Below are 16270 nucleotides of genomic sequence, written 5' to 3'. Positions count from 1 at the left end.
GCGGTGTCGGTGATGTGGGGTGATACCCGTCTGATTCCCTCAGGAGCCCCATGTCCCGCCTGCACTCCGCGGCTGCGGTCACGACGGTCTGCGCACTCAGCGCTGCCGCCCTGCTCGCCGTTCCGCTCGCCGCCACCGGCGCCGAATCCGGTGTCCGCATCAACGAAGTCGAATCCAGCGGGGGAGTGCCCGGCGACTGGATCGAGTTCGTCAACACATCCGCCGTCGCCCTCGATCTGAGCGGCTACGTCGTCAAGGACAACGGCGAGGACGAGTCCTACACGTTCCCCGAGGGGACGATCGTCGAGCCCGGCGCCTACCTCGTGATCGACGAGGTTGCTGCGGGCGTCGGTAACTTCACCTTCGGACTCGGCAAGGACGACCAGGTGCGCCTGTTCGACCCGAGCGCCGTGCTGGTCGACGAGACATCGTGGGCGGCTCACGCTGCAGCGACCTGGGGTGCCCGCGACGTCGAGGGCACCGTGGAATGGGCGGACACCTCCGAGTCCACGAAGGGCGCAGTCAACGTCTTCGCGGCCGACAACCCTCTGGGCGGCAGCATCGTCATCAACGAGGTCGACTCGCAGCCGGCCGACTGGGTCGAGTTCTACAACGCGGGCGATGCCCCTCTCGACATCTCGGGATACGAGATCCGCGACAACTCCGACGACCACCGTTGGCAGTTCCTGCCGGGAACGGAGATCGCCGCGGGCGAGTTCCTCGTCGTCGCGGAGGGCTCGATCGGGCTCGTGGACGGCGTCGAGACCGCGTTCCGCGATCCGATCGGCATCGGCAGCGCCGACCGCATCCGCCTCTTCGACGACGCGGGCCTCCTGATCGACGACACGCTCCCGTGGAGCGGCCACGCCGCGATCGACGGCGACGTCATCGCCGCGACCCTCGCGCGCTGCCCCGACGGCCAGGGCGCCTTCGTGCTCGCGTATTCGACGCCGGGGGCGGCCAACGCGTGCGTCATGCCCGACGTCGTGATCAATGAGATCGAGTCCAACGGCGACACGACCGACTGGGTCGAGGTCGTCAACACGGGCAGCACCCCGGTCGACCTCTCCGGCTGGAGCGTGATGGACGGCGACCCGGTCGGCCACGCAGCGCAGGTGACGCCGCTGCCTGCGGGCACGGTGCTCGCGCCCGGCTCGTATCTCGTCTTCGACCAGCCGTCCGACTTCGTGTTCGGTCTGGGGGATGGCGACACGGTCACGCTGCGCGACGCGAACCTCAACGTCGTCGACGAGCACGTGTACGCGGCGCATGCGGCCGGCGTGCTCGCCCGCTGCGCGGACGGCAGCGGCGACTTCGTCGACATCGCGGTCTCGACCAAGGGCCTGCGCAACGCATGCGGCAACCCTGTGCGCATCAACGAGGTCGAGTCCGACGGCGGATCGCCCGGTGACTGGATCGAACTCGTCAACCCGACGGCATCCGCCCTCGACGTCTCGGGCATCGTCGTGAAGGACGACGACGACACCCACTCGTACGTCATCCCGGCCGCGACCACGATCGCGGCGGGCGGATACCTCGTCATCGAGGGGGCCGACCTCGGCTTCGGCCTCGGCGACGGCGACTCGGTGCGCGCCTTCGACGGTGACCTCCTCATCGACTCCACCACCTGGGGTGCAGGGCACGCCGCGACCACGTGGGGCCGTTGCCCCGACGTCACCGGCGCCTTCGCAGTTACCGCCGAGAGCACGAAGGGAGCGGCGAACGTCTGCGCCGGCGAGATCGCCGTCTCGCCGTGGCCCGGTTCCGCCGACGTCCGCGTGCTCGACACCGTTCCGACGTTCCTCGAGGACAGCTCCGGCCTCGACGTGCAGGAGACCGCCGACGGCGCGTTCCTCTGGGCCGTCGACAACGGCGAGGGGCGCATCTGGAAGCTCGAGGCCCACGCCGACGGATCGTTCACGCAGATCGACGGCTGGGAATCGGGCAAGCGCGTGCGATTCCAGAAGGATGCCGCGAACCCCGGTGCTGCGGGCCCTGACACCGAGGGCATCACGGTCGACGGCGCTGGCTCGGTCTACGTCGCCTCGGAGCGCGACAACAGCGCGAAGGGCGTGAATCAGAACACCGTGCTGAAGGTCGACCCCGAGGCCGCCCCCGGCGACCTCATCGCCCAGCAGGAATGGGACCTCACGTCGCTGCTGCCGGCCGTGGGTGCGAACCTCGGCATGGAGGCCGTGCAGTGGGTGCCCGACAGTGCACTCGACGGTGCGCTCTTCGACACCAACACCGGTGCTGCCTACGACTCGACGGACTACGCAGGGCACGGCGACGGCCTGTTCTTCGTCGCCGTCGAGGACAACGGCCACGTCTACGCCTTCGCGCTCGGCGCCGACGGCACGGCGACGCTGGTGTCGGAGATCGCACCCGGTCTCGCAGGGGTCATGGCTCTCGACTACGACAGCGTCCTCGATGTGCTGTGGGCCGTCTGCGACGACGGATGCCACGGGCAGTCGGCGCAGATCACGCTGAACGGCACCGCCCAGCCGGGGATCGCGCACTTCGCGCGCCCCACCGGCATGCCCGACATCAACAACGAGGGCTTCGCCACCGCTCCGGCTTCACTGTCGGTCGACGGCCAGCGCCCGGTGTGGTGGTTCGCCGACGGCTTCGCCTCCGAGGCACTGCGAGTCGGGACGCTTCCGGGCGCGACAGAGGAGAACCCGGGTGAGAACCCGGGCGGCACCCCCGGTGCGCAGAACCCTCCGCTCCCCGGCACAGCTCTCACCGATGCCAACCGCAACGGCGTCACGGTGAACCCGGCGGTCGCGGCACGCGGCTCGCAGGTGACGGTGACGGCGGGCGGCGACACCGCCGGCGACCGGATCTCGGTATGGATGTACTCCGAACCCGTGCAGCTGGCCTCGGGCGCGGCATCCGCGTCCGGTGCGCTCACGGTGACGATTCCGACGGATGCCGCCCTCGGCGCCCATCGGATCGCGATCTACTCGGCAGGCGGCGAGCTGATCGGATGGGCGGACATCCGCATCACCGACCCGAGCGGACTCGCCGCGACGGGCGCCGAGGTGCCTGTCGCCGTGATCGCGCTGGCTCTGATGCTGATCGTCGCGGGTGTGTTGATCGTCCGCCGTCGCCGCAGCACAGTCTGACGCCCTCGCGTCGCGAATGACGACGGGGAGGATGCGCGAGAATCCGCGCATCCTCCCTCTCGTGTGTGCTGCCGCGGCAGCGTGTGAAGCGGTGTCAGAGACCCAGCACGGCGCGGGCGCCGTCGGAGTCCGCCTGGCGGTACTCTTCGGCGAGGCGTGCGGCACGCTCGGCTGAGAGACGCAGCGTGCCCGCGTGCAGGCGCCACTGCGAGTCGAGCGCCGACGAACGCCGCGTGTAGGCGTTCTGGGCCTCACCCTCCCAGCGGCTGCGGAGGTCCTGCGAAGTGCCGGCGAGGGAGTCGAGCGACTCGACGATCGAGGCGGCGGAGGCTGCGCCGCTCGCGGCCGCTTCGGCGAGCCGGTCTGGGTCGACCTTGAGATCCATGTCAGCGCTCCAGTCCGGGAGACGGATAGCCGCGTCGCGCGTCCGACTTCAGGCTCGTCGCGATGTCGGACTCCTCGCCGAACAGCTCCGCGCTGCGGTCGGCGAGCGTCGACATCGCGTTGTGCTGCGCCTGCGCGATCGTCTCCAGCGTCACCTGGGCCAGAGCCTGCAGCGTGAGCGCCTCGGCGGAGGGGCCGAACTCGAGTCCGGCGAGCTTTCCGCCGACCTTCGCCCGAACGGTGACCTCGCCGCGGGGGCTGCGAGCCGACTCGACGAGAGTCTCGACGTCGGTCGCCAGCGCCTGCGCGCGTGCCTGGTTCTGCTGCGCCTGCCGGTTGATGTCGTCGAGCTGTGTGCGGGCTGCGGCGAATCCCTCGTCGATCCCGAATGTGTTGTCGCTCATGTCGTCCTCCGTCATTCCTGCACTGTCACGCCGGTGGGGACCTCGGGTGCGTCGCCCGGCCAGGAGCCGAGTCGCTCGAGGTTGCGAGTGCCCTGGTCCTTGTTGTCGGTCACCTCGATGGCGGCGGAGCTGTAGGAGCTCGGCGTCGTCGCGGCGCTTTGCGCCCAGCCTGCCTGCGCCGCTGCAGCGGCCACGTCGAAGCCTCCGCCCGAGGAGGTGCGCACGCTGATGTCGATGCGCGCATTCGGCATGTATCCCTCGCGCACCGACCAGACCGATGTCACGACGAAGTCGACCAGCGCGGCGCCGTCGGCGATCGCATAGCCCGGCTCGACCTCGAGCGCGACGGCGTAGCCGGTGTTGCCCTTCACGTTCGGCTTCTCGCCGCCGACGATGTCGGAGACCACGATGCCCGGGAGCGCATCGAACGAGTCCCGCATCTCGGAGAGCGTCTGGCCGCCGGATGCGGCATCGTGCGGGACGTCGCTCTCGGAGCTCCCGCCCCCGATCGCGCACCCCGTGAGCGCGAGCACGCCCACGGCGACGGCGGAGAGGGCGAACCAGCGCTTAGCGGCCATAGTGCATCATGTCCTCGAGTCGGTACTGCATGTCGGACCAGATGCTGACATCCGCGATGCCGGCGTAGGCCGGGTTGGTGTTGCCGGAGAAGCCCATGCCCGAGAGGATCGTCTCGTCGTAGGCTCCGGTGACCTCGAAGACGCCGTGGCCGTCGACGTTGCGCAGCCGGAAAGCGACCTCGCCCGGGTATTCCGGATGCCCCGGCTGGGCGGCGATCACGAAGCCGTCATCCGTCACCTGCTGCACGACGATGTCTCCCGAGGTGACACCGGGGATGCCCATGCCGAACAGCGAGGTCTTGATCGTCTGCCCCTCGCCCGTGAGCTGCATGTTGAGCTGCGAGTTGTCTCCCTCGCGAGAGGGGAGGAAGACGTGTCCGAACTCCTGCTGCAGCATCTGGTTCAGCTGCTCGGTCGTCATGTCGGTGGCGCCGAGATCGAACTGGTGGGAGTAGCCGAGGTCGTAGTCGCCGACGAATCGGTGATCGGAACCCGGGTACGGAGAGGGACCGGGGTCGTAGGTGTCTCCCATCCCGCCGGCAGGCAGGCCTCCGGGGAGGCCGCCCAAGGGCCCCAGGAGCTTCCCGGGAGGGAACTGTTCGAGCAGGTCACCGAGGATGTCCTCGAGGCGCTGGTGGAACGGGATGATCGCGCGGTAGAGGTCGGTCGCCAGACGCAGCATCTCGCGCAGCGCCTGCAGAGCGCGGTCGATGTTGGAGGTGGCCTCCGCGACGACCTGCGCGCAGTTGTCGGCGAAGTCGCGGATGACCTGAGCCTTCTTGTCGAGCTCCCACGGCCAGCTTCCGAACAGGAAGTCCTTGATGCTGCCGCCGACGGTGGACAGCAGCTCGAAGCCGGCGCAGACCAGGGAGCGCATGATCTCGACCGCGCGCACGCACAGCTGGAGGGCCTGGCTCATGACCTTGGACCAGTCCGCGATCGAGTGCGTCGCGGCGGAGAGAACCCGTAGCGACCCCTCGACCACGGTGGCCGTGATCCCCTGCACGTGGCCGCTGATCTGGGTGAGGGCCTGCTGATAGAGCGCGGAGGTCGACTGCACGTCACCGGCATACGTCTCCCACGCATGCGACGCCTGATAGAGCCCGGCAGGATCGCCGGTCACCTTCTCGAGCAGCTCCTCGAGGGGGCGGACGAACTGCATGATCTCGGAGGCGAAGCCATTGAGGCCGCCGCCGCAGTCGTCGCCCGCACCTCCTCCGGCGGGGAGCTGGCTGCTCCAGCTTCCGGAGGCGAGTGAGGATGCCGCGGCATCGGCCTCGGGGAGGACGGCAGTGCTCATGTCATCCCTCCGCGGCGATGCGGTCGAGGTCTGCGCGTCCGGTGTCGTCGACCGTGCGGAAGCCCTCGACGGCCTTCTGCACACCGTCGGCGGTGCGCTGCGAGACCGTCCCGACGAAGCCCGCGGCTCCCTCGACGACCCCGCCGATCGAGTTGAGCACCGGCGGGATGAACGCCCCGATCGGACCGAACGCCATGCCGGGCACCGCCGACGAGATGCTGTTGCGTGACGATGCCAGCTTCGCTGCCGCCTCCGTCAGTGCACTGCGTGCGGCCTCGTAGGCATCACTGTGGACTTCGATCTCCGCCATCGGTCGAGCTCCCCCCGAAATCTGCGTGTCCACCCGCCGGAGCGGCGAGCAGACAGGTTCCACGATAGGTCGGGCGCCCGACGTTGCCAAGCTCCCGCTCCGGGCGCTCGCCCTCGCCCGCGGCCAGTGTCGGTGGCGCGGCTTAGACTCATAAGGCCATGACCGAAGCCCCCCTCATCGTCCCCGGATCCGTCGGCCCTCGCCCCACAGGGGAGCAGGGGCAGGACGACCTCCTCGCCGGCCTCAACCCTCAGCAGCTCGAGGCCGTGACCTATCGCGGCCCCGCGCTGCTCATCGTCGCGGGAGCCGGGTCGGGCAAGACGAGCGTGCTCACCCGCCGCATCGCCTCGCTGCTGCGGGCACGAGAGGCCTGGCCGAGCCAGATCCTCGCCATCACCTTCACCAACAAGGCTGCGGGCGAGATGCGCGAGCGCGTCGAGGCGATCATCGGCGACGCGGCCAGAGGCATGTGGATCTCGACCTTCCACTCCGCCTGCGTGCGCATCCTGCGGCGCGAGGCCCAGCAGTTCGGTTTCACGAAGTCGTTCACGATCTACGACTCCGGCGACTCGCGCGCGCTCCTCAAGCGTCTGGTCAAGGAACACGAGGCGGACGCCTACGGTCTGACCCCCGCCTCCGTGCAGTCCCGCATCTCGAAGCTCAAGAACGAGCTGTCGGATGCCGATGCCTATGCGCGCCAGGCCAACATGAGCGACCCGGCCGAGCGGATCTTCGTCGAGCTGTTCGCCGACTACCAGCGACAGCTGCAGAAGGCCAACGCGTTCGACTTCGACGACCTCATCGGGCAGACGGTCTACCTGTTCCGTGCGTTCCCGCAGGTCGCCGACACGTATCGCCGGCGCTTCCGCCACATCCTGGTCGACGAGTATCAGGACACCAACCACGCCCAGTATGCGCTGATCCACGAGCTCACTCGGCCGGTGTCCGGCGACGCCCCCGATCCGTATGCCTCGAACGGCATGATGATCTTCGAACCTGAAACCACCCCCGAGCTCGCGGGCGCGTCACTCACCGTGGTCGGCGACTCCGATCAGTCGATCTACGCCTTCCGCGGCGCCGACATCCGCAACATCAGCGAGTTCGAGCGGGACTTCCCCGGCGCCCGCGTCGTGCTCCTCGAGCAGAACTACCGTTCGACCCAGAACATCCTGTCGGCTGCGAACTCGGTGATCGGCAACAACTTCGACCGCAAAGACAAGAAGCTCTGGAGCGACAAGGGCGCCGGCGACATGATCGTCGGCTTCACCGGGTACTCGCAGCACGACGAGGCCCAGTTCGTCGCCGACGAGGTCGAGGTGCTGCGTCGCTCGGGCATGCCGTACTCAGAGATGGCCGTCTTCTATCGCACCAACTCGCAGTCCCGCGCGCTGGAGGAGATCTTCATCCGCTCGGCCGTGCCCTACAAGATCATGGGCGGCACCAAGTTCTACGATCGCGCCGAGATCAAGGATGCACTCGCCTACCTCGTCGCGGTGGCGAACCCCGCAGACGAGATGGCTGTGCGGCGCATCCTCAACAAGCCGAAGCGCGGTATCGGCGACGTCACCGAGACCACGATCGCGCGCTTCGCCGAGGAGCACGGCATCACGTTCCGCCAGGCGCTGTCAGTGCCCGACCAGCTCGGCTTCGGCCCGAAGATCCAGGCGGGGATCGCTCAGCTCGACGCGGTGCTCGCCGAGGCGACCGAGATCATGCTCCCCGCCTCCGGCGAGGTGCCCGCACCGACCACGGTCGCCGACGGGCTGAACGTTCTTCTGTCCAAGAGCGGGTACCTCGACGCACTGCGCGCGAGCCGTGACCCTCAGGACGAGGCCAGGGTCGAGAACCTCGACGAGTTCGTCGCCGTCGCGCGCGACTTCGCTCGCAACAACCCCGACGGGACGATCGTCGACTTCCTCACCGAGGTCGCGCTCGTCTCAGACGCCGACGACCTCGACGACGAGTCGGGTTCGGTCTCGATGATGACGATGCACACGGCGAAGGGCCTCGAGTACGACGCCGTCTTCGTCACGGGTGTCGAAGAAGATCTCATCCCGCACCGCATCTCGGCCGGGGAGCCCGGCGGCCCGCAGGAGGAGCGGCGACTCTTCTACGTGGGCATCACGCGTGCGCGCAAGCGCCTGCATCTCTCTCTCGCGATGACCCGCGCGCAGTTCGGCGAGGTCTCGGTCGCGATGCCCAGTCGCTTCCTGCAGGAGATCCCCGCGGGGCTCATCGATTGGCGCCAGTCGCCGGGTGATGTGAACTCGCGCGGCGGAATGCAGTCGCGTGCGCTCAACGCGCGTCGTGCCGGCGGCTTCGGCGGTTCCGGTTCGGGCGACCGTTTCGCGGTCAAGCAGCTGCCGGGTCGTGACTCGCTCAAGCCGCTGTCGACCGCGATGGACAAGTTCCCCAACCGGGTGACGGCGAAGATGCGAGACAACGGAGACCTCGAGCTGACCGCGGGCGATCGCATCCGTCACTCCGACTTCGGCGAGGGACGGGTCGACGCGGTCACGGGTGAGGGCGCGAAGCGCATCGCGCACGTGCGCTTCGATTCGGCCGGCCAGAAGAAGCTCCTGATCAAGGTCGCGCCGATCGAGAAGATCTGAGCGGTTTCGCGGGTTAGGCTGGCTGATATGGCCCTGTTCTCCCGCCGCAAGAAGTCCGCTGACGACGTCGTCGCCGACCAGATCGAGACCCAGACAGAGACCGAGGAGTCCTCAGTCGACGCTGCCGAAGAGGCAGAAGCTGCCTCTGAGGTGACCGAGGCCGCCCCGACCATCGGGATCTCCGTGCAGGCGTTCCGCGGCGTGGGAGCCCAGGCGGGCCCCGAGGTCGCGCTCCCCGACCCCGACGCGGCCCCCGTGTCTCCGGCAGCCACCACCACTCCGGCCCCGGCGGCACCGGCCGCCACTCCGGCTCCTGAAGCCGAACGCCGTCTTCCGCTGGCACCCGCACTGCCGCCCGAGCAGACAGAGACGGTCGCGGGCATGAAGGACAACGTCCTGCTCCGCGAGTCGCTCAAGCAGGTCGAGCAGGGCGCCACGAACGATCAGCTCCTCGGCGTTCTGCGCCAGGCCCTGCAGGGGCACCTGTACATCCGGGTGAACGGCGACGCCCGTGCCCAGATCAGCGAGGGCAAGCCCCTGGCCGTCGCCGTGGTCCGTGACGGCGATCGTCAGTTCATGCTCGCGTTCAGCTCGGCCGCCGCCGTGCGCGACTCGGTGCAGCTCGAGAAGGACCCGACCGCGACGTCGGCCGTCGCCCAGCCGACGACCTCGGTGCTGCAGCAGGTCGTCTCGGGCGAGTTCGCCGGCCTCATCGTCGACAACGCCTCGGCTCCTCACCGCGTGGTGTTCCCGACCGAACTCCTGCAGAAGGCGCTCGAGCAGGCCGACGTCGACATGACCGTCAAGTCGATCGTCGCCGCTCCGCGCGAGCAGGACACCGCAGCCAAGCTCGGCGAGGCGCTCGCCACGAAGCGCATGTGGGTCGCCGTCAACGAGGGCAACCCCAACGGGCAGGTCGGCATCGCCGAGGCGCAGACCCCCGACGGCAAGCGGTTCCTGCAGCTGTTCTCGCACCCGCTCGAGGTGCTCGCCCTCGGCCGCGGCGACCGCCCGCTGCCGTTCGAGCCCGAGCAGCTCGCCAAGCTCCTGTCGAGTCACATCGACATGGCAGGCGTGGTCGTCGACCCGGCCGGACCCACCATGGTGGTCGAGCGCGACGCCCTGACGTCGGTGCTCATCCTGGCCGTCGACCTCGACGCCTGACGGTCTTCCGCGCGCCGCACGTGCGCCCTAGGGTCGGAGCATGGCCTCAGAACGCGTGACCCTGACCGTCGTCGATCCGGACGGTGAGCGCGAGGTCGTGCTCTCGAGTCCGAACAAGGTCGTGTGGCCGAAGGTCGGCATCACGAAGGCCGAGCTCGCGGAGTACTTCCAGCTCGTCGGCGCGCCCTTCCTCGAGGCCAATGGCAACCGACCGGTCTCTCTCGAGAGGTTCCGCGACGGCATGGGCAGCGAGGGCTTCTTCTCGAAGAACCCGCCCAAGGGCACGCCCGACTATGTCGATGCGGTGACGGTCACATACAACAGTGGCCGTCGGCATCCGCAGATCGTGCTGAACCGGCCGAGCGCGATCGTCTGGGCGGCGCAGATGAACACGATCGTGTTCCACCCGTGGGCGTCTCTCGCCTCCGATCCCGACAACCCCGTCGAGCTGAGGATCGACCTCGACCCTCAGCCGGGCACGGGGTTCGCCGACGCGATCCCGGCTGCGCACGCACTGCGCGAGGTGCTCCACGAGGTGGGGCTGAACGCATTCGTGAAGACGAGCGGCAACCGCGGATTGCACGTCTTCGCCCCGATCGAGCCGACCCACGAGTTCCTCGACGTCCGCCACGCGGTGATCGCGGCCGGGCGCGAGCTGGAGAGAAGGATGCCCGAGCAGGTCACCATGAACTGGTGGAAGGAGGAGCGCGGAGAGCGCATCTTCATCGACTTCAACCAGGCGAATCGGGATCGCACGATGGCCGGCGCCTACAGCCCCCGAGCGCTCCCCGAGGCGACGGTGTCGACGCCCGTGCACTGGGACGAGCTCGACGGGCTCGACCCCCAGACGTTCACGGTCCGCAGCATCCCGAAGCGGCTCGCGGAGGTCGGCGACCCGTGGGCGGGAATGCAGAGTGCGCCCGGGCGCATCGACACCCTGCTCGAATGGTGGGAGCGCGACAAGGAGGCCGGGCTCGGCGAGCTGTCGTTCCCGCCCGAGTTCCCCAAGATGCCGGGCGAGCCCCCACGCGTGCAGCCCAGCAAGAAGGTCGCCGCGAACTGGGACGAGAACGGTGACCCGGTCGACGAGTGACCGTCAGCCGATGACATCGGCGAGGTCGTAACCGGCGACGGTGTCGAGCTGGTCGTAGGTGCATGAGCGCGCGTCGCGGTCGGGGCGCCAGCGCTCGAACTGCACGGTGTGGCGGAATCGCGCTCCTTCGAGCTGGTCGTAGCGCACCTCGAGCACCAGCTCGGGGCGCAGCCGCACGAACGACACGTCCTTCGAGCCGCTGAAGCGCGAGCGTTCTCCCGCACCGGTCACGGCGTCGCCTGCGTCGTCGCGTTCGACGAGCGGCGCGAGCTCGTCGACGAGCTCCCTGCGTCGGACGTCGCTCCATGCCGCGACACCGCCGACCTGGCGCAGCGTGCCGTCGGAGTCGTACAGGCCGACGAGCAGCGATCCGACGCCGGAACCGGACTTGTGGATGCGGTAGCCGAGGGCGACGACGTCGGCGGTGCGCGCGTGCTTGACCTTGATGAGTGTGCGCTTGCCCGGGGCGTACGGCTGGTCGAGGGGCTTCGCGACGACGCCGTCGAGACCTGCTCCTTCGAACTCCGCGAGCCAGCGCACGGCGGCGTCGCGGTCGCGGGTCGTGCGGGTGATGTGCAGCGGATGCTCGACGTCGGCCATCAGCGCCTCGAGGCGCTCGCGTCGCTCGGCGAACGGCGTGCTCAGCAGATCCTCGTCGCCGAGGGCGAGCAGATCGAAGGCGATGAACATCGCCGGGGTCTCGTCGGCGAGCTTGGCCACGCGCGATGCCGCGGGGTGGATGCGCTGGCTCAGTGCCTCCCAGTCGAGCCGCTGTGCGCCGTCGGGGCCGGTGGCGACGACGATCTCGCCGTCGAGCAGGCACGGCCCCGGCAGCACCCGGGGGATCGCCTCGACGAGCTCGGGGAAGTAACGGGTCAGGGGCTTCGCCCCGCGCGATCCGATCTCGACGGTGTCTCCGTCCCACGAGATCAGCCCGCGGAAGCCGTCCCACTTCGGCTCGAACAGCAGTCCGCCCGTCGTCTTCGCGGGGTCGGGCACGGAGGCTGCCGCCTTAGCCAGCATGGGGGAGGGGATCTCGTAGCGCATGGGTCCATCCTGGCGGTGGTGGCGCTGCGGCAGAAGGGGTGTCGCTCGCGGACGCGCCTCAGTCGAACAGGTCGTCGAGGGTCACGCGGGTGCCGGCATCCTTCAGCGCGGTGCGGGCGGCATGCCATCCGGCCATGCCGTTCACGCCGGGGCCCGGGGGTGTCGAGGCCGAGGCGAGGTACACGCCCCGCATCGGTGTACGCCACGGTGCCGGGCCGAACACCGGCCTGCGCAGGGCCTGCGTGATCGTGAACGCGCCGCCCAGGATGTCGCCGCCGATCTCCGATGGGTTGATCGCCTCGCGGGACGATGCGGGCACCGAGTGGTGTGCCAGGATCAGGTCGCGGAATCCGGGGGCGAAGCGTTCGACCTGACGGGTGATCAGTTCGGTGGCGTCGAGGTCGGAGTTCTGCGGCACGTGGATGTACGCCCACAGCACGGCCTTGCCCTCCGGCGCCCTGGTCGGGTCGAAGACCGACGGCTGCACGGTGAGCGCATACGGCCGATCGCTGATCCGGCCACGCGCGACCGCGTTCTCGCTCTCCCATACCTCGGTTGCGGTGCCGCCGATATGCACGGTCGGCGACTGCGCGACATCCGGATTCGTCCAGGGGATGGGCCCGTCGAGCGCGAAATCGACCTTGGCGGCGGCCGGACCGTAGCGATACCCGCGGATGGCGCGCGCGTACGCGGCGGGGATGTCGGGGTGGGTGAGGGTCAGACGCGGCGACGTGTTCAGCAGCAGCAGGTCGCCCCGGGCGGGTTCGCCCCAGTCGAGCGCACTCAGGTCGGTGACGTGCACACCGGACTCGACGGACCCGCCGTGCGACTCGATGTCGGCAACCATGCTGTCGGCGATGCGCTGGGCTCCGCCGCGCGGGTACATCCAGCCGCCGGCATGCGCCTGTGCAGCCAGCAGCAGGCCCGCCGCCGCTCCCGCGAGCGAGGGGAGAGGCGTGTTGGCGTGGGCGAGAACTCCCGACATCAGCCCCGCGGCCTCGTCGGTGCGGAACGAGCGGCTGGCGAGCGGGGTGCCCTGGTCGAGCATCCGCAGTGCGAAGCGCAGTGCGGTGACCGGCTCGCGGGGGATCCGCAGCATCTGGTTGCCCGTGAAGTCGACGACCCCCTCGACGTGGCTGCTCAGGGGGCGCAGCAGCGAGAGCCACGCGCGCTCGTCGACTCCGAGGCCCGCGGCGGTGCGCTCGATGTCGCGCCAGGCGATGCCGGCGCGTCCGTCGTCGAGAGGATGCGCGTAGGAGATGTCGGGGGTGATCCACTCGATCCGCTCGGCGAGGCCGAAAGCCTGGAAGAACGACGACGACAGCGCAGCCGGATGCACGGCGGCGCAGACGTCGTGCCGGAAGCCGGAGAGCGTGGATTCGGCGGTGCGCACACCGCCGCCGATGGTGCTCGCTGCCTCGAGGACGCGCACCTCGTAGCCGGCGCGAGCGAGCGTCACGGCGGCAGCGAGGCCGTTCGGGCCGGAGCCGATGATCGTCGCGCGAGCCATTCGGCCAGTCTTCCATGCTCAGGCGTGAGATCCTTGAAGAAATGAATGAAGTTCAGGGCCCGACCCCCACAGGCAACTCCCGTCCGTACCGAACCCTCGCGGAGGCGCTGCGCGCGCACCGCATCGCCGAAGCGAACCACGAGTTCATCGCGGCGATCACGGATGCCATCGGCATCTCCTCCTACATCGACCGCGGCCGCTACATCGAGGCGATCCGCCGTGGTGAGGGCGCTGCGCTGCACATCGGCAAGACCTACACGAACGGCTTCACGGAAGACGAGGTCGTCGTCATCGGTTCGACGCCCCTGCGTCTGCAGCCGAGCGAAGGCCGTGCACCGTTCTTCTATGTGACGCACCCGAGCGAGTTCCGCCCGATCGCGCCGGTCAAGGCCAAGCGGTCGACGACGCCCCGCGTGGCGGCTGCGCCGAAGGTCCAGCGCGCCCCCAAGCTCATCGAGCGCGATTACGGCGTGTGCGACGTCTGCTTCATGGTGAAGACGCCCGCCGGCGGCTGCGGCTGCGACTGATCACGCACCGCGTGCCCGACCTCGGGGCGTCAGGCGAAGGCGCTCATCCCGGTGATGTCGCGGCCGAGCAGCAGGGCCTGCACGCTCTCGGTGCCCTCGTAGGTGTGGATCGCTTCGATGTCGGCCATGTGCTGCATCACGCCGTTCTCGAGCAGGATGCCGTTGCCGCCCAGCAGGTCACGGGCGATGGACGCCACGCGCCGCGCGGCACGCGTGTTGTGGAACTTCGCCAGCGATGCCTGCGTGGGGCGCAGTTCGCCCGCGGTCTCGAGGTCGGCGAGGCGGCGGCAGTAGAGCTGCATCGCGGTGAGGTCCTCGAGCATGTGGGTGAGTCGCTCCTGCACCATCTGGAACTTCGCCAGCGGCTTGCCGAACTGGATGCGCTCCTTCGAGTAGGCGAGGGCGGCCTCGTAGCAGGCGGTCGCGTGTCCGAGCGCTGACCAGGCCACGCCTGAGCGGGTCGCGTAGAGCACGATCGACGCGTCCTTGAAGCTCTTCGTCCCCGGCAGCACGCAGTCCAGCGGAACGCGCACGTCATCGAAGACGATGTGCGCCTGGTGGATGGCGCGCAGCGACGCCTTGCCGCGGATCGGCGTCCCCGTGTATCCGGGTGTCTCCTGCTCGACGAGGAAGCAGCGCACGGCGCCGTGCTCTGCCGCGGTCTCATCGTCGACGCGTGCCCACACGAAGGTGATGCCGCCCGAGGCGCCGTTGCCGATCCACTTCTTCGCGCCGCGGATGACCCATTCGTCGCCATCGCGCCTGGCCACTGTCTCGAGCGAGACGGAGTCGGACCCATGATCGGGCTCGGTGAGGGCGAAGGAGCCGAAGACCGAACCGTCGGCGAGGGAGGTCAGCCACTTCTCCTGCTGCTCATCCGAGCCGAAGAGCGCGAGGGTGCGCAGCGCCAGACCGCCCTGCACGGCGAGTACGGTGCCGAGCGATCCGTCGCCGCGCGAGATCTCCATGTTCACGAGGCCGGCGGCGAGAGGCGAGAGTCGGGTGAGAGACGGATGCTCGATGCCGTCGACGACGAGATCCATCTCGCCCATGCGGCGGGCGGCGTCGAGAGGGTACTCGGCGCGGTCCCAGGCATCCGCCATCTGCGGCCCGACCTCGTCGATGTACGCCTTCGCGCGATCCCAGGCAGAGCGGTCGGCGTCGGGGATGTCGGCGAAGACGGCGTAGTAGTCGCTGTCCTGTCGTCCGGTGATGTCGTACGACGAGACGCGCTCGCCGGGGAAGGGGGAGGCTGCGGTGCTCATGGTGGCTCCTTCGTGGCACCAAGTATCGTACTCCTCGATACTCGGTTCCACGACTCCGGTTGCGTCTGAACCCGTGCGGAGTCGGAGGAGCTGCGTCTCAGTCCGGTTGCGAGTCTGTCCGGTGGCGACTCAGTCGAGCTGTGTGCGCAGGCGCCGGGTGACCTCGGCGATCGGCATCGAACGGGGGAACACGGCGACGACGACGTCGTCAGGCGCCTCGGCGACAGCTTCCGAGGAGACGCCGTATCGGCGGCGCACGTCGGCGAGAGCAGTCTGCAGCGTCGAGAGCGGCACCTTCTTCTTGCCGCGCAGCAGCTGACGCAGAACGTGGTTGTGCACGGCGGTGACGAGGGCCGAGAACCCGACCGCGTCCAGAGGATCGATGCCGGGAAGCGAGCTGCGCAGATAGTCGTCGAACAGGCGCTCGTAGCGGAACACCGTGATGATCTCGCGCTCGCGGAGCACCGGCACCTGGCGGACGATCTGGTAGCGGCGACGCGCGAGCTCGGGATCGTGCGCGAAGTGGGCGAAGACCGACTCGGATGCCGCGCACACCGCGCCCCACGGGTCGTCGTGTCCCTCGGCGAGGAATGACCGCAGCTGTTCGAGCAGCACCTCGTGGTCGGCGAAGACGACATCCTCCTTGCCGCCGAACTGGCGGAAGAACGTCGAACGCGAGACCCCCGCGGCCTTCGCGATCTGCTCGACGGAGGTCTGGTCGAAGCCCTGCGATGCGAAGAGCTCGAGTGCAGCGGCCACGACGCCGGTGCGCAGTTCTGCGGATTCGTGCATGGGACGAGCCTAGACCTCGGCTTCGAGCACCGCAGACGCTGCGTCTACGATGAGCGGGTATGCGTCCAGGGGGGATGAATGATGATGGTGCTGCGTAGATGGACTGCTCGTGTTGCTGCGGTGGCGTGTGTGCTGGGAGTCGTGTTGGTGCCGAGT

At 69.0% G+C, this 16270-nt stretch carries 14 protein-coding genes; 5 read left to right on the top strand and 9 right to left on the bottom strand.

Annotation, left to right across the window (positions count from 1 at the left end; translation table 11 throughout):
- The first annotated feature begins 50 nt into the window (after positions 1–50).
- Positions 51–3128 (top strand): lamin tail domain-containing protein, encoded by a 3078-nt coding sequence (locus ASF80_RS06800; RefSeq protein WP_056309159.1) that lies wholly within the window; start codon positions 51–53, stop codon positions 3126–3128.
- A 94-nt stretch (positions 3129–3222) separates the two neighbouring features.
- Here the strand turns inward: ASF80_RS06800 and ASF80_RS06795 are convergent, their stop codons facing one another.
- The 5 genes from ASF80_RS06795 to ASF80_RS06775 are packed head-to-tail and all read right to left on the bottom strand — an operon-like array spanning position 3223 to position 6104.
- Positions 3223–3513 (bottom strand): WXG100 family type VII secretion target, encoded by a 291-nt coding sequence (locus ASF80_RS06795; RefSeq protein WP_056309157.1) that lies wholly within the window; start codon positions 3511–3513, stop codon positions 3223–3225.
- A gap of 1 nt (position 3514) precedes the next feature.
- A complete protein-coding gene (locus ASF80_RS06790) occupies positions 3515–3916 on the bottom strand; it encodes a YbaB/EbfC family nucleoid-associated protein (protein WP_162239117.1) in 402 nt (133 codons plus the stop codon).
- Positions 3917–3927: 11 nt separating this feature from the next.
- Entirely contained in the window at positions 3928–4494 is a 567-nt protein-coding gene (locus ASF80_RS06785) for a hypothetical protein (protein ID WP_056309153.1), read from the bottom strand.
- Positions 4484–5794: a hypothetical protein gene (locus tag ASF80_RS06780; protein WP_056309151.1), complete on the bottom strand. Its 1311-nt coding sequence runs from the start codon at positions 5792–5794 to the stop codon at positions 4484–4486. Before ASF80_RS06780 ends, ASF80_RS06785 begins: the two co-directional genes overlap by 11 nt.
- Before the next feature lies 1 nt (position 5795).
- Positions 5796–6104: a hypothetical protein gene (locus ASF80_RS06775; protein ID WP_056309145.1), complete on the bottom strand. Its 309-nt coding sequence runs from the start codon at positions 6102–6104 to the stop codon at positions 5796–5798.
- 158 nt (positions 6105–6262) lie between these two features.
- On the opposite strand from ASF80_RS06775, the gene ASF80_RS06770 reads away from it, so the two are divergent.
- Genes ASF80_RS06770 through ligD form a run of 3 tightly spaced genes read left to right on the top strand, consistent with a single transcriptional unit; the run spans position 6263 to position 10973 of the window.
- Positions 6263–8716, top strand: coding sequence for an ATP-dependent helicase (locus tag ASF80_RS06770; protein WP_056309144.1), 2454 nt, complete (start codon positions 6263–6265; stop codon positions 8714–8716).
- 27 nt (positions 8717–8743) lie between these two features.
- A complete protein-coding gene (locus ASF80_RS06765; protein WP_056309142.1) occupies positions 8744–9880 on the top strand; it encodes an SseB family protein in 1137 nt (378 codons plus the stop codon).
- 40 nt (positions 9881–9920) lie between these two features.
- Positions 9921–10973 (top strand): non-homologous end-joining DNA ligase, encoded by a 1053-nt coding sequence (gene ligD / locus ASF80_RS06760; protein WP_056309140.1) that lies wholly within the window; start codon positions 9921–9923, stop codon positions 10971–10973.
- 3 nt (positions 10974–10976) lie between these two features.
- Here the strand turns inward: ligD and ASF80_RS06755 are convergent, their stop codons facing one another.
- A complete protein-coding gene (locus tag ASF80_RS06755; protein WP_056309138.1) occupies positions 10977–12020 on the bottom strand; it encodes an ATP-dependent DNA ligase in 1044 nt (347 codons plus the stop codon).
- A gap of 58 nt (positions 12021–12078) precedes the next feature.
- Positions 12079–13530, bottom strand: a complete 1452-nt coding sequence (locus tag ASF80_RS06750; RefSeq protein WP_056309136.1) for a phytoene desaturase family protein — start codon at positions 13528–13530, stop codon at positions 12079–12081.
- A gap of 41 nt (positions 13531–13571) precedes the next feature.
- Here ASF80_RS06750 and ASF80_RS06745 point away from each other — a divergent pair, with 41 nt between their 5' ends.
- Positions 13572–14057, top strand: coding sequence for a hypothetical protein (locus ASF80_RS06745; protein WP_056309134.1), 486 nt, complete (start codon positions 13572–13574; stop codon positions 14055–14057).
- Positions 14058–14086: 29 nt separating this feature from the next.
- On the opposite strand, the gene ASF80_RS06740 is transcribed toward ASF80_RS06745, so the two are convergent.
- Complete coding sequence (locus ASF80_RS06740) at positions 14087–15322, bottom strand: acyl-CoA dehydrogenase family protein (RefSeq protein ID WP_056309132.1); 1236 nt, start codon at positions 15320–15322, stop codon at positions 14087–14089.
- A 129-nt stretch (positions 15323–15451) separates the two neighbouring features.
- A complete protein-coding gene (locus tag ASF80_RS06735) occupies positions 15452–16114 on the bottom strand; it encodes a TetR/AcrR family transcriptional regulator (RefSeq protein WP_056309130.1) in 663 nt (220 codons plus the stop codon).
- Between the last annotated feature and the right edge of the window lie 156 nt (positions 16115–16270).

The organism is Microbacterium sp. Leaf159 (assembly GCF_001423615.1).
Taxonomy (GTDB): Bacteria; Actinomycetota; Actinomycetes; order Actinomycetales; family Microbacteriaceae; genus Microbacterium.
The sequence above is the reverse complement of the archived record's forward strand: the minus strand, read 5'-3'. Positions and strand labels throughout refer to the sequence as shown.

Excerpts from the sequence above, each read along its gene's own strand:
- ASF80_RS06755 (WP_056309138.1), bottom strand. The coding sequence starts at position 12,020 with ATGCGCTACGAGATCCCCTCCCCCATGCTGGCTAAGGCGGCAGCCTCC.
- ASF80_RS06775 (WP_056309145.1), bottom strand. The coding sequence starts at position 6,104 with ATGGCGGAGATCGAAGTCCACAGTGATGCCTACGAGGCCGCACGCAGT.
- ASF80_RS06780 (WP_056309151.1), bottom strand. The coding sequence starts at position 5,794 with ATGAGCACTGCCGTCCTCCCCGAGGCCGATGCCGCGGCATCCTCACTC.
- ASF80_RS06785 (WP_056309153.1), bottom strand. The coding sequence starts at position 4,494 with ATGGCCGCTAAGCGCTGGTTCGCCCTCTCCGCCGTCGCCGTGGGCGTG.
- ASF80_RS06740 (WP_056309132.1), bottom strand. The coding sequence starts at position 15,322 with ATGAGCACCGCAGCCTCCCCCTTCCCCGGCGAGCGCGTCTCGTCGTAC.
- ASF80_RS06750 (WP_056309136.1), bottom strand. The coding sequence starts at position 13,530 with ATGGCTCGCGCGACGATCATCGGCTCCGGCCCGAACGGCCTCGCTGCC.
- ASF80_RS06770 (WP_056309144.1), top strand. The coding sequence starts at position 6,263 with ATGACCGAAGCCCCCCTCATCGTCCCCGGATCCGTCGGCCCTCGCCCC.
- ASF80_RS06800 (WP_056309159.1), top strand. The coding sequence starts at position 51 with ATGTCCCGCCTGCACTCCGCGGCTGCGGTCACGACGGTCTGCGCACTC.
- ASF80_RS06765 (WP_056309142.1), top strand. The coding sequence starts at position 8,744 with ATGGCCCTGTTCTCCCGCCGCAAGAAGTCCGCTGACGACGTCGTCGCC.
- ASF80_RS06790 (WP_162239117.1), bottom strand. The coding sequence starts at position 3,916 with ATGAGCGACAACACATTCGGGATCGACGAGGGATTCGCCGCAGCCCGC.
- ASF80_RS06795 (WP_056309157.1), bottom strand. The coding sequence starts at position 3,513 with ATGGATCTCAAGGTCGACCCAGACCGGCTCGCCGAAGCGGCCGCGAGC.
- ASF80_RS06745 (WP_056309134.1), top strand. The coding sequence starts at position 13,572 with ATGAATGAAGTTCAGGGCCCGACCCCCACAGGCAACTCCCGTCCGTAC.
- ligD (WP_056309140.1), top strand. The coding sequence starts at position 9,921 with ATGGCCTCAGAACGCGTGACCCTGACCGTCGTCGATCCGGACGGTGAG.
- ASF80_RS06735 (WP_056309130.1), bottom strand. The coding sequence starts at position 16,114 with ATGCACGAATCCGCAGAACTGCGCACCGGCGTCGTGGCCGCTGCACTC.